The sequence below is a fragment of the Terrabacter sp. Ter38 genome (assembly GCF_024519435.1).
Taxonomy (GTDB): Bacteria; Actinomycetota; Actinomycetes; order Actinomycetales; family Dermatophilaceae; genus Terrabacter.
The window spans coordinates 14695-27236 of record NZ_JALJRZ010000013.1 but is presented as its reverse complement, the minus strand read 5'-3'; the positions used below and the strand labels follow the sequence as shown (position 1 = coordinate 27236).

Annotated in this window: 13 protein-coding genes and 2 tRNA genes; 13 read left to right on the top strand and 2 right to left on the bottom strand. The window is 72.0% G+C overall.

Annotated elements, in window-relative coordinates; all coding sequences use genetic code 11:
• The first annotated feature begins 107 nt into the window (after nt 1-107).
• From NR112_RS20390 to NR112_RS20345, 10 genes are all read left to right on the top strand, one after another.
• Nucleotides 108-608, top strand: a complete 501-nt coding sequence (locus NR112_RS20390) for an RNA polymerase sigma factor (RefSeq protein ID WP_256796120.1) — start codon at nt 108-110, stop codon at nt 606-608.
• Nucleotides 601-1209, top strand: coding sequence for a methylated-DNA--[protein]-cysteine S-methyltransferase (locus tag NR112_RS20385; RefSeq protein WP_256796119.1), 609 nt, complete (start codon nt 601-603; stop codon nt 1207-1209). The genes NR112_RS20390 and NR112_RS20385 overlap by 8 nt, the downstream gene beginning before the upstream one ends.
• Nucleotides 1210-1291: 82 nt before the next feature.
• A complete protein-coding gene (locus NR112_RS20380; protein ID WP_256796118.1) occupies nt 1292-1771 on the top strand; it encodes a nitroreductase family deazaflavin-dependent oxidoreductase in 480 nt (159 codons plus the stop codon).
• An 81-nt stretch (nt 1772-1852) separates the two neighbouring features.
• On the top strand, nt 1853-2401 hold the full coding sequence (locus NR112_RS20375; protein ID WP_256796117.1) for an NUDIX hydrolase: 549 nt from the start codon (nt 1853-1855) through the stop codon (nt 2399-2401).
• 167 nt (nt 2402-2568) lie between these two features.
• Nucleotides 2569-3072: a SigE family RNA polymerase sigma factor gene (locus tag NR112_RS20370; RefSeq protein ID WP_028785343.1), complete on the top strand. Its 504-nt coding sequence runs from the start codon at nt 2569-2571 to the stop codon at nt 3070-3072.
• Nucleotides 3069-3950, top strand: a complete 882-nt coding sequence (locus NR112_RS20365) for a hypothetical protein (RefSeq protein WP_256796116.1) — start codon at nt 3069-3071, stop codon at nt 3948-3950. The genes NR112_RS20370 and NR112_RS20365 overlap by 4 nt, the downstream gene beginning before the upstream one ends.
• Before the next feature lie 39 nt (nt 3951-3989).
• On the top strand, nt 3990-5036 hold the full coding sequence (locus tag NR112_RS20360; protein WP_256796115.1) for a PHP domain-containing protein: 1047 nt from the start codon (nt 3990-3992) through the stop codon (nt 5034-5036).
• 92 nt (nt 5037-5128) lie between these two features.
• A tRNA-Glu gene (locus NR112_RS20355) sits at nt 5129-5201 on the top strand.
• A gap of 32 nt (nt 5202-5233) precedes the next feature.
• Nucleotides 5234-5307 (top strand) — tRNA-Asp (locus tag NR112_RS20350).
• A gap of 73 nt (nt 5308-5380) precedes the next feature.
• Nucleotides 5381-6337 carry a D-2-hydroxyacid dehydrogenase family protein gene (locus NR112_RS20345; protein WP_256796114.1) on the top strand — a complete coding sequence of 319 codons (957 nt, stop codon included), beginning with the start codon at nt 5381-5383 and terminating at the stop codon, nt 6335-6337.
• A gap of 115 nt (nt 6338-6452) precedes the next feature.
• Here the strand turns inward: NR112_RS20345 and NR112_RS20340 are convergent, their stop codons facing one another.
• Nucleotides 6453-7655 (bottom strand): helix-turn-helix domain-containing protein, encoded by a 1203-nt coding sequence (locus NR112_RS20340; RefSeq protein WP_256796113.1) that lies wholly within the window; start codon nt 7653-7655, stop codon nt 6453-6455.
• Nucleotides 7656-7754: 99 nt separating this feature from the next.
• Here NR112_RS20340 and NR112_RS20335 point away from each other — a divergent pair, with 99 nt between their 5' ends.
• Genes NR112_RS20335 through NR112_RS20325 form a run of 3 tightly spaced genes read left to right on the top strand, consistent with a single transcriptional unit; the run spans nt 7755 to nt 10825 of the window.
• Nucleotides 7755-8825, top strand: coding sequence for a ferredoxin reductase (locus NR112_RS20335; RefSeq protein WP_256796112.1), 1071 nt, complete (start codon nt 7755-7757; stop codon nt 8823-8825).
• A gap of 13 nt (nt 8826-8838) precedes the next feature.
• Entirely contained in the window at nt 8839-10125 is a 1287-nt protein-coding gene (locus NR112_RS20330) for an acyl-CoA desaturase (RefSeq protein WP_256796111.1), read from the top strand.
• A gap of 7 nt (nt 10126-10132) precedes the next feature.
• Nucleotides 10133-10825, top strand: a complete 693-nt coding sequence (locus NR112_RS20325; RefSeq protein WP_256796110.1) for an HAD family phosphatase — start codon at nt 10133-10135, stop codon at nt 10823-10825.
• A gap of 183 nt (nt 10826-11008) precedes the next feature.
• Here NR112_RS20325 and NR112_RS20320 read toward each other — a convergent pair whose 3' ends face one another.
• Nucleotides 11009-12445: a GuaB1 family IMP dehydrogenase-related protein gene (locus NR112_RS20320; protein WP_256796109.1), complete on the bottom strand. Its 1437-nt coding sequence runs from the start codon at nt 12443-12445 to the stop codon at nt 11009-11011.
• Nucleotides 12446-12542: the final 97 nt, after the last annotated feature.

The window sequence follows — 12542 nt, the reverse complement described above, 5'->3', positions numbered from 1 at the left end:
CGCCTCGTCCCACTCGGGTGAGCGCCCAGCGCCACTCGGGGTGGGCTCGTCGTCCCATCCGTCACACTGAGACCTCACACTTCCGCGGGCTGGAGCGTCTACAGGGCATGAAGCGACCGTTCGAGCAGGCCGTCACCGAGCACGGGGCCGTCGTGCTGCGCGTCTGCCGCGCCGTGCTCGGCCCGACCGAGGCCGACGACGCGTGGTCCGAGACGTTCCTCTCGGCTCTGCGTGCCTGGCCCGGCCTCCCCGACGACGCGAACGTCCGGGCGTGGCTCGTCACCATCGCGCACCGCAAGGCCGTCGACGTCGCCCGGGCGGGCGCCCGTCACGCGGTCCCGGTCGCGGTCGTGCCCGATGCCACCGCCCCACGCGCCGACGAGCCGGAGGAGGCCCTGCCCGACGGGGAGCTCTGGACGGCCGTCGCCGCACTCCCCGAGAAGCAGCGCCTGTGCGTGGCCTACCACCACGTCGCCGGCCTGCCCCACCCCGAGGTCGCTCGCATCGTCGGCGGCACGCCCGCGGCAGCTCGCCGCGCGGCTGCCGACGGCATCGCGCGGCTCCGGTCCACGTACGCCACCGACGGAAGGGTGAGCGCCCATGTCTGACGACCCGATCCAGCTCCTGACGGAGACCACTCCCCGCGACGAGGAGCGCCTCGCCGCCCTCCATGCCGTTCTCGTCGCCCGCGCGTCGGCGGAGTCAGCCGTCGACGTGACCTACCGCCTCGTCGACTCGCCGGTCGGCCCGCTCCTGCTCGCCGCGACCGAGCTCGGGGTCGTGCGCGTGGCCTTCGAGATCGAGGGCCACGACCGGGTCCTCGAGTCGCTTGCCTCGTCGGTCGGCTCGCGGGTCCTCCGCGGCGGCGACCGCCTGGACCCGCTGGCGCGCGAGCTCGACGACTACTTCGCCGGGCGTCGGTACGGCTTTGACGTGCCGATCGACCTGCGGCTGGCGCGCGGGTTCCGGCTCACCGTGCTGCGGCACCTGAGCGCGATCCCGTACGGCTCGACCGAGAGCTACGGTGAGGTCGCCGTGGCGTCCGGCAGCCCGCGGGCCGTGCGTGCCGTCGGGTCAGCGTGCGCGACGAACCCGCTGCCCATCGTCGTGCCGTGCCACCGCGTCGTTCGTTCGGACGGCTCGCTCGGCGGCTACCTCGGGGGCCTGCCTACCAAGGAGCGGCTTCTCGCCCTCGAGAGCGCCGGCTGAGATGCGACGGGGGCACTCGAGTGGGACGGGGCCGGTTCGGTGATCCGCCTCCAGCGTTCTGCACTGGTGCCATGCTGAGGTCGTGACCGACCCGTCGAAGCACGCGGTCGAGGAGGCCCTGGCCCCCGCCGCGATGGTCAAGATCGTCAACCCGGTGCTGCGCTGGCTCCTGTCGTCGCCGCTGCACGGCATCGCGAGCAAGGGCCTTCTGGTGCTGCACGTGACCGGACGACGTTCCGGCCGCGTCTACGACATCCCCGTCGGCCGGCACGAGCTCGACGGGCAGCTCATGACCTACGGGGGCGGCGCGTGGCGCGCCAACCTGCGCGGTGGCGCCGACCTCGACGTGACGATCGACGGTCGTCGACGCCGCGCGCACGCCGTCCTCGAGGAGGACCCCGACCGTGTCGCGGAGATCTTCGACCGGCTCCTCGAGGAGCTCGGACCCAAGCGCGCCAACCGCGTGGCGCTCAAGGTCAACGTCGATCGGCCTCCGACGCTCGACGAGGTGCGCGCCGGCACGGCCGGCCGCGCCGTCGTGTTGATCACGCTCGTCGACTGATCGCGGCTCCCACCGGCTGGGACGGGGCGCTCGTTCGATGCGCGGGTGGCACGATCGGGACATGCACCCCGGAGACCCCTCGTGAGCTGGCCCGTGCGAGCGACGAGGGTCGTCTACGAGAACCCGTGGATCCGGGTCCGGGAGGACGCGGTGACCCGGCCCGACGGCACCGACGGCACCTACGGGGTCGTCGAGCTGCAACGCCCTGCCGTCTTCGTCGTCGCCCTCACCGACGCCGACGAGGTCGTCCTCGTCACGGTCGACCGGCACACGGTCGGCACCTCCATCGAGGTCCCGGCCGGTGGCACCGACGGGGAGGAACCGCTCGTGGCCGCCCGGCGGGAGCTTGCCGAGGAGACCGGGCTCGTCGCCCGGGACTGGCGCGAGGTCGGCACGATGAACGCCCTCAACGGCGTGTGCCGCGCGCCCGAGGTCGTCTTCCTCGCGACCGGGCTCGCGCCGGCCCAGGCCGCAGGTGACACCGAGGCCCGCACCGAGGAGGGCATCCGCGACGTCCGCCGCGTCCCGGTCCACGAGGTCATCGGTCTCGTTCGGGACGGCGCCATCGCCGACGGCGAGACGATCGCCGCGCTCATGCTCGCGCTCGTCGCCCTCGGGCGGGTCTGCTGACCCCGGGAGCCCGCGACGCCCCGACGACCGGGCCACCCGGCATACGCCATCGAAGCGGATCGAGACCCCAGTGCAACGGTTCGCCGCGCCCCCGTGTCTAGGGGGTGTACGACACTGACAGCCAGAGGATCGGCACCACCGATGACGACCGGGACCGGCGGGAGCACATGAGACGGAGGGACGAGGCGGCGTTCCGCAGCTTCGTGGAGGAGCGGCAGACGATGCTGCGCCGACGCGCCTACCTGCTCTGCGGCAACTGGGCCGACGGCGACGAGCTCGTCCAGGAGGCCCTGGCGCGGGTCTACGTCGCCTGGCCACGCATCGCCACCGGAGCCGAGACCGCCTACACGAGACGCACGATGATGAACCTCTACCTCAACGACCAGCGCAAACGACGCCGCGAGGTCCTCACCGACGAGGCTCCCGAGCCGGCGACGACCGACCACGACCGCGAGCTCGCGATGACCCTCACCGACCTGCTGCGCGACCTCCCGGAGAAGCAGCGTGCCGTCCTCGTCCTCCGCTTCTGGGAGGACCTCACGGTGCCCCAGATCGCCGAGTGCACGGGCGTGGCCGAGGGCACCATCAAGAGCCAGATCTCGCGCGGGCTCGCCGCCCTGCGTGACCGGCTCGCCGAACCACCACTGACCGGGGCGGGAGCGTTTCCATGAGCGACGACACGACGGGCGGACCCGGCACCGCGGCGGAGGAGGGCGAGCTGCAGCTGCGAAAGGCGCTGTCCACGATGAACGACCTCGAACCACCCCGCGACGACCTCTTCGCCCAGCGCGCCCTGATGCGCGGGCGGGCGCGCACCTCGCGCCGACGCTCGACGCTGCTCGGCGCCGCAGCCGCCGTCGTCGTGGTCGGCGCCGTCGGCGGCACCTGGGCGCTCGGCGACCACGGCGGTTCGTCGAGCAGCGCCAGCGCGGGCTCGGCGCCCGAGGCCATGAAGGACGCGACCGGCAGCGCCGGCGCGGACAACGGCGCCCGGTCGTCCCAGACCCTCACCGGCAGCGAGGCGCCCACGGGCGTCAACCTCGTCCCGTCCGCCCCACCCGTTCGCGACACGACCCGGTGGTTCGGCACGCTCTCGACGCCGCAGACCAACGCCTTCACCGCCGTCGAGCCCACCGTGACCGCCCGCTGGCCCGACGTCTTCTCGGGGGCGTATGCCGCCGATGCCACAGGTGCCCATGTGGCCGTCGTCGTCACCCGGCACGACCCCGACCTCGAGGCCTTCGTGGCTGCCGCGATGCCATCACCGACCGATGTGGAGTTCGTCGTCATGAAGCACACCCTCGCTGAGAAGGAGAAGGTCGCCAAGGAGATCGTCGACCAGCGAATGCTCTGGCGCTCCAAGGGGATCGAGATCATCGCCGTCACCCAGGACGCTCGCAGCGACCACGTGCTCGTGATGGCCGACGAGGGCTCCTCGACCGGGCTCATCGCGCAGCAGTACGGCGACATCGTCCGGGTCGTCCCTTCGACCCGGACCCCCCCGGGCAAGTTCCCCGACGGGAGCACGCTGCCGCCCCTGCAGCAGTAGGAGGGCGCGGCGTCGGCCACCGCGGTTAGGCTGCTCGACATGGAGCAGCCGACCCCTCCGCAGGCACCGATCAGCCCGCTCGACGCCCTGCGCCGCATCTGCTTCCTCCTCGAGCGCGGCCGCGAGAGCAGCTACCGCGTCGACGCCTTCCGCAAGACCATCGAGGCGATCACGCTCGTCGGCGACGAGGAGCTGAAGGAGCGCGTCGAGGCCGGAACCCTCAAGCAGATCAAGGGAATCGGCGACTCGAGCGCGGCGATCATCGGACAGGCGGTGCGCGGAGTCCTGCCGGACTACCTCGTCTCGGCGGAGGAGAAGCACGGCGCGCCGCTGACGACCGGGGGCGCCGAGCTCTACGCCGCGCTCCGCGGAGACCTCCACGCGCACTCCAACTGGAGCGACGGGGGCAGCCCGATCGAGGAGATGGTGCTCGCGGCCGTCGAGCTCGGGCAGGAATGGATGGCGCTGACCGACCACTCGCCACGCCTCACCGTCGCCAACGGCCTGAGCCGGGCCCGCCTCACCGACCAGCTGAAGCGTGTCGACGCCATCAACGCGAGCCTCGGCGAGGCGTTCACGCTCCTCAAGGGCATCGAGGTCGACATCCACCTCGACGGCACGCTCGACCAGGACGACGACATGCTCGACGAGCTCGACGTCGTCACCGCCTCGATCCACTCCAAGCTGCGGCAGCCCTCGTTCGAGATGACGCCCCGCATGGTGGCGGCCGTGCGCAACCCGCACACCAACGTCCTCGCACACTGCACGGGCCAGCTCGTGACGGGCAACCGGGGCAAGCGTCCGCCGTCGCAGTTCGACGCCGAGAAGGTCTTCCGCGCCTGCCTCGAGCACGACGTGGCCGTCGAGATCAACTCGCGTCCCGAGCGGTGCGACCCGCCCGACGAGCTCATCGAGCTGGCACGCGACCTCGGCTGCCTCTTCACCATCGACTCCGACGCCCACGCCCCGGGGCAGCTCGACATGAAGTCGCTCGGCTGCGAGCGCGCCGAGCGCCTCGGCATCCCCGCCGAACGCATCGTCACGACATGGCCCGTCGACGAGGTCCGGGCCTGGGCGAAGGGGTGACCGGAGGGGCTCCGGACGGCCGTTCGGAGGCGATTTGGACGGTGCCGGAATCTCCCATATAGTTTCGACGTCCCAACGGATAGGTCGGGCAGGTCCCCATCGTCTAGCGGCCTAGGACTCCGCCCTTTCACGGCGGCAGCACGGGTTCGAATCCCGTTGGGGATACGCAGTACAGTTCGACACGCACCACCCAGTAAGGCCCCGTAGCGCAGTTGGTTAGCGCGCCGCCCTGTCACGGCGGAGGTCGCCGGTTCGAGCCCGGTCGGGGTCGCAAGACACCAGAAGCGCCGCTCTCATCAGAGAGCGGCGCTTCTTGCATGTGGGGTCCTCGTAGGCTGGGGCGCGTGCGGATCGCGGTGCTCGACGACTACCAGGGCGTGGCCCTGTCCAGCGCCGACTGGTCGCGGGTCACCGACCACCCGGCCTCCCCGTGCTCGGTCGAGGTGTTCCGTGACCACGTCAGCGAGGCAGGAGCGCTCGTCGACCGGCTCGCGCCCTACGACGCTGTCGTCGTCATGCGCGAGCGCACGCCGCTGCCGGCCGCGGTCCTCGCCTCCCTCCCCCGGCTGCGGCTCGTCGTGACGACCGGTCGCCGCAACCCGAGCATCGACGTCGCGGCTGCCACCGCGGCCGGCATCACCGTCTGCGGCACCGAGAGCCTGGCGACGGCACCGGCCGAGCTCACCTGGGCCCTCATCCTCGGGCTGGCGCGACAGCTCGTCCCCGAGTCCACGGCCGTGCGCGACGGCGGCTGGCAGACGACCATCGGTCGGGACCTCGCAGGCCACACGCTCGGCCTGCTCGGGCTCGGGCGCATCGGCACGCAGGTCGCCGCGGTGGGACGGGCCTTCGGGATGGAGGTCGTCGCGTGGAGCCGCAGCCTCACGCCGGAACGGGCCGCGCAGACGGGCGTCCGGGCGGCCTCGCTCGACGACGTCCTGTCCGGGTCCGACGTGGTCTCGATCCACCTCGTCCTCGCCGAGGAGACCCGCGGACTCGTCGGCGAGCGCGAACTGGCGCTCATGCGCCCCGACGCGCTGCTCGTCAACACCTCCCGTGGCCCGATCGTCGACGAGAGAGCCCTGCTCGCGGCCCTCCGGCGCGGTCACCTCGGGGGCGTCGGCCTCGACGTCTACGACGAGGAGCCTCTCCCCGTCGACCACCCGCTGCGCACCGCGCCGCGCACGCTCCTGACGCCGCACCTCGGCTACGTGACGCGTGACGTCTATGCGACGTTCTGGGCCGGCGTCGTCGAGGACGTCACCGCATACCTCGAAGGTTCCCCGATCCGAACGCTCTGACCGCGCGGCCCGCGAGCGCGCGGCACCGCTGCGCCCCGGCGACCGAGCCGCGCGCTGTCGCGCAGGACCGGCCCGCGGGCGTATGCCGTCCGGCCGGCCCAGGGCGCCGGTGACCTCAGCGGTGGCCGGCGCGCAGCACGAGCTCGAGCTCGAAGCGGACCTCGGGGTCGTCGAGCGCCTCGCCGAAGAGCTCCTTGAGCTGAGCCACGCGGTAGCCGACGGTCTGCTGGTGGACGAAGAGCTCGGCCGCGATCGGGGCCCGCTGGCCCTGGTGGCGCAGCCAGGACAGGAGGGTCTCGGTGAGGCGCTCGCGCACGGCCGGGCGCAGGCCGTCGAGAGGCGCGAGGCGGGTGCGGGCGAGGTCGTCGGTGGCCAGCGGCTCGGCGAGGACGACGAGCTCGGCGAGGTGGTCCTCGACCCACACGGGGGCGGCGTCCGGCCCGTCCGGCCCGTCCGGCCCGTCCGGCCCGGGCGCGACGCCGTGGGCTCCCGCCGACGTGGCGAGGTGCAGCGACTCACCTGCCTGCTGCCACGGGCGCGCCGGCCCGACGATGGCCCGCCGCCCACGCAGGGCGCGCTCGAGGTCGCGACGACGCGCCTTGCGGCTGACGAACGGGAAGACGATGAGGACGTCCGTGCCCCGCTCGGCGACGAGGCCGTCGGGACCGAGCGCGCCGCGCAGCCCGTCGACGTGCGGGAAGGGCACGAGGGCGACGACGACGACCTCGGGCAGGGTCCAGCCGACGGCCGCCGCGAGACGCGCCACGCCGCCGTCGCTCGAGTCGCCGCGCAGGATCATCTCGAGCAGCTCGCCGCGCAGCCGCAGCTGCTCGCCGGCGCGTTCGGACTGCTCCTGGGCGTAGCCCTGCGCGCTGGCCGCGGACAGCTCGTCGATGTAGGCGAAGAGCGACTCCCCGAGCGAGAGGAGCACGTCGGGCGCCAGCTGCGACACGTCGACGGTGCGCGAGATCGCCCGGAAGGTGACCCGCGCGCCGTAGCGGTAGGCGGCGAGGAGGGACTCGAGGCTCCGCCCGGAGCGCACCTCCCCCCGACCGAGGTTCTCGTAGACCCACTTGCCGTCCTCGGACAGCGCCGGCAGGCGGGTGCCCGGCAGGTCGAGGAAACGGTTGAGCGCGACCGTGACTCCGCGGCGGACGCCCTGCCCGAAGCGGCCCTCCATGGGCATGGCGTAGACGGGGACGTCGCGCGGGATGCCCTCGATGATCGCCTCGACGATGTCGGTCACGACGGGACGCAGCACGGTCGTCACTTCGGCGGGCAGAGACAACCACGGCGGATCGGACGTGGCGTGCGCCACTTGGACCTCCTGCCTTTTGTCGTCACGCAACAGTTTCCTCTCGCAAAGAGTACGCGCCACCCCAAGATCCGGAGGCCCTGGGACGAGGACGATGGGACCATGGCCCAGATCAGAGCTCTCCGGCGTGTGGCGTCGCTCTTGACGACCCCTCTCGCCCCCGAGGACATCATCAATCTGGTCAACCCGCTGGCCTCGGCCCGGCAGCTGCGCGGGGTCGTCACGAAGGTGGTCCGTGAGACCCCCGACTCGACGACCATCCACTTCCGGCCCGGCCGCGGCTGGAACCCCCACGCCGCCGGCCAGTGGGCCCGCATCGGCGTCGAGATCGACGGCGTGCGCCAGTGGCGCAGCTACTCGCTGTCGGCCGCCGTCGGCCACGACCCCGCCATCACCGTCACCGCGATCGGCTTCGTCTCGACGGCCCTGGCCCGCAGCACCAAGGTCGGCGACATCCTCTTCCTCGACACCCCGCAGGGCGACTTCGTGCTCCCCGAGCACCCCCGCCCGCTCCTCATGCTGACGGCCGGCAGCGGCCTGACGCCCGTCATGTCGATGATCCGCACGCTCGTGCCCCGCCGACCCGACGCCGACGTCGTCCTCGTCCACTCGGCGCGCACCCGCGACGACGCGCTCTTCCACGACGAGCTGCTCGAGCTCGCCGACCAGTTCCCCGGCCTCACGGTCCGTCACTGGTTCACGCGCGAGGAGGGCGGCCGCCGGCTCGACCTGTCGGACGTCACCGACCTCGAGACGCTCTGTCCCGACTGGCGCGAGCGGGCGGCATACGCCTGCGGACCCACCGACTTCCTCGACGCGGCCACCGAGCTGTGGGAGCGCGACGGCGACGACGCGACGCACGCAGGTCTCACGATCGAGCGCTTCGCGCCCGTCCTGCTCGAGGGCTCCGGCGGCGAGGGCGGACTGCTGACGTTCGAGAAGTCCGACAAGGAGGTGGAGGCGGGCGGCGACGTCCCCCTCCTCGAAGCCGGCGAGGACTGCGGCGTCGTCATGCCGAGCGGATGCCGCATGGGCATCTGCCGCAGCTGCCTCGTCCCGCTCGTCGCGGGCAAGGTCCGCGACCTGCGCACCGGCGAGGTCCACGGCGACGAGGGCGAGCTCATCCAGACCTGTGTCAACGCGGCCGCCGGACCCGTCCACCTGGACATCTGAGAAGGGAACCACCATGACAGCCACCACGAACCGACCGACGACGACGCCTCTCGAGGCCGCCGCCACCGGTGTCGCCGAGGGCACTGCCCCGACGACCCGGAACCGGAAGCCGGTCCTCGCAGCGTCCGGCGGCCCGGCCAAGCGGCCGAGCGCCGCCGCGCACCTCAGCGATGCCGACGTCGAGCAGCTCGGCACGGAGCTCGACGCCCTGCGCGACCGCGTCATCGCGTCGCGCGGTGCTGCCGACGCGGCCTACATCCGCCGCGTCATCCGCGTCCAGCGCACCCTGGAGGTCGCCGGGCGCGCGACGCTGCTCTTCTCGAAGAAGCGGACGGCGTTCGTCGCCGGCACCGCGATGCTGAGCGTCGCGAAGATCCTCGAGAACATGGAGATCGGCCACAACGTCCTGCACGGCCAGTGGGACTGGATGCGCGACCCCGACATCCACTCCACGACGTGGGAGTGGGACTTCGTCACCCCGGCGGCGGCCTGGAAGCACACGCACAACGACCTGCACCACACGTGGACCAACGTGCTGGGCAAGGACAAGGACGTCGGCTACTCCATCCTGCGCATGGACGAGGGCCAGCCCTGGCACCCGGGCAACCTCGGCAACCCGCTCTACAACATGATCCTCGCGCCCTTCTTCGAGTGGGGCATCGCGATCTACGACCTCGAGCTCGAGGCCGTCAAGGACGGCGAGAAGTCCAAGGATGACCTCAAGAAGGACCTCAAGGCCATGGGCCGCAAGGTCGTTCGCCAGTTCACGAAGGACTACGCGGCGACCCCGCTCGCCGCCGTCCCCTTCGGGTCGGGCAAGCAGGCGCTCATCGGCACCTTCACGGCCAACGCCATCCGCAACGTCTGGGCGCACTCGGTCATCTTCTGCGGCCACTTCCCCGACGGCGTCGACACGTTCACCGAGGAGGAGATCGAGGGCGAGACCCGCGGCGACTGGTACATCCGACAGATGCTCGGCTCGGCCAACATCTCGGGCAGCAAGCTCATGCACCTCATGACCGGCAACCTCAGCCACCAGATCGAGCACCACTGCTTCCCCGACCTGCCGAGCAACCGCTACCACGAGGTCGCCGTCGAGGTGCGCGAGATCTGCGAGCGCTACGGCCTGCCCTACACGACCGGCCCGCTGCCCAAGCAGGTCTACCAGGCGTGGGCCAAGGTCTTCCGCCTCGCCCTGCCGAACCGGCCGCGACCGCTGCCCAAGAACGCCGCCCGCGCCGTCAACGCCCCGGTCCCGCCGCGGCCTTCCGCCCTGCCGATGGTGGCCGGTGTCGGCTGAGGCGGCCATGTCGTCTGCACGACCGGTGCCGACGGCCGCCTTCTTCGACCTCGACCGCACCCTGATCAGAGGCTCCGCCAACTACCCGCTGGCGATCGCGGCCTTCCGTGGCGGTCACGTGCCCTGGAAGGACCTCGTCAAGGACACCGTCAACGCGATCTCCTTCCACCGCAGGGGATCCACCGACGAGGGCTCCGAGGCCCTGCGCGAGCGCATCCTCCGGGCGGTGGCCGGCATCCCGCAGTCCGACATCATCCACCTCACCGACGCCATCACGCCGGGCATCGTGCGCAAGGCCATCCCGGCCTCGATGGGCCTGCTCGCCGAGGCGCGCGCCACCGGCCACGACCGCATCGTCGTGTCGGCCTCCCCCATCGAGCTCGTCAGTCGCATCGCGGCCGCGCTCGGGCTCGAGGGCGCCGTCGCCACGCGCAGCGAGCTCGACGAGGAGGGTCGCTACACCGGGCACCTCACCGGCGAGTTCTGTTACGGCGCAGGCAAGGTCATCGAGATCGAGAAGCTGGCCGCCGAGCGCGGCTACGACCTCGCGCGGTCCGTTGCCTACAGCGACTCGGTCAGCGACCTGCCGATGATGGAGCGCGTCGGCGAGGCCGTCGCGGTCAACCCCGATCGTGAGCTGCGAGAGCTCGCCCGTGAGCGCGGCTGGCGCATCGTCGAGGTCGGCCGCAAGCGCCACTGATCGTGTATGCCGTCGCCTCCCGAGCGGTGACCGCGTGAAGATCCGCGCTTCGGTGGGGTGATCACCGCACTGGACGGCGGCTCATGCGGCAGGTCCCGCGCCGAACGTCCGCCGCTGACACGGGGCGCCGTCGGGCGCCGTCGGGCGCCGTCGGGCGCCGTCGGGCGCCGTCGGGCGCCGTCGTCACCAGGAGGTGTGGAGCGGGCGCCCCTCGGCGAACCCGGCCGTGCTCTGGAGCCCGACGACGGCCCGCTCGTGGAACTCCTCGAGCGTGCGCGCACCGGCATACGTGCAGCTGCTGCGCAGCCCGGCGACGATCTCGTCGATGACGTCCTCGACGGAGGGGCGTGCGGGGTCGATGTACATCCGGGCCGTGCTGATGCCCTCCTCGAAGAGGGACTTGCGGGCGCGGTCGTAGTCCGTGTCGGTCGCGGTGCGGTTGCGCACGGCCCGGCTGCTCGCCATGCCGAACGACTCCTTGTACTGGCGCCCGTCGTTGTCGGTGTAGAGGTCCCCGGGCGACTCGAGCGTGCCTGCGAACCACGAACCGATCATGACGTTGGACGCGCCTGCCGCGAGCGCGAGGGCGACGTCGCGCGGGTGCCGCACTCCACCGTCAGCCCAGACGTGCTTGCCGAGCTCCCTTGCGGCCGCGGCACATTCGAGCACGGCCGAGAACTGTGGCCGACCGACCGCAGTCATCATCCGGGTCGTGCACATCGCCCCCGGGCCCACCCCGACCTTGACGACGTCGGCACCGGCCTCGATCAGCTCACGCGTGCCGGCAGCAGACACGACGTTGCCGGCGACGACCGGCACTTGCGGGTCGAGCGCGCGCACCGCACGCAACGCGTCGATCATCTTGTCCTGGTGCCCGTGGGCGGTGTCGATGACGAGGACGTCGGCGCCGGTGTCGAGCACCTCGGCGGCCTTGGCCGCGACGTCTCCGTTGATGCCGACCGCGGCGGCCACGCGCAGGCGCTGCCTGGCGTCGACGGCCGGCTGGTAGAGACCGGCTCGGATCGCACCACCCCGGGTCAGGATGCCGACGAGCTCGCCGTGCTCGGAGACGACGGGGGCGACCTTGCGCCGCGCAGCCGAGAGCCGCTCGAAGGCCTCCTGCGGGTCGATGGAGTCGGGCAGCACGACCATGTCCTCGTGCATGACGTCGTGCACCTGTGTGTAGCGGTCGACGCCGGTCAGGTCCTTCTCGGTGACGATGCCCACGGGCTTCGGACCGTCGACGACGACTGCGGCACCGTGGGCCCGCTTGCCGATGAGGACGAGCGCCTCCCCGGCGGTCATGTGCCGCTCGAGGGTGATCGCCGTGTCGTGGACGAGGTGGCGCTGCTTGACCCAGCCGACGACGTCGCGGACCACCTCGACGGGGATGTCCTGCGGGATGACGGCGATGCCGCCACGTCGGGCGACGGTCTCGGCCATGCGCCGACCGGCGATGGCGGTCATGTTGGCGACGACGAGCGGGATCGTCGTGCCCGAGCCGTCGACCGACGACAGGTCGACGTCGAGGCGGCTCGTGACCGACGAGCGGCTGGGCACCATGAAGACGTCGTCGTAGGTGAGGTCGAGCTGGGGCTGGAGACCGTTGAGGAACTGCACGGGAACCCATGGTAGGCGGTTCCGGGGCGAGCAGCGGTCAGCACCCGGCCCTGACGGGGCCCCGAGGTCAGGGTCCTCCCCCACCTGACCCTGAAGT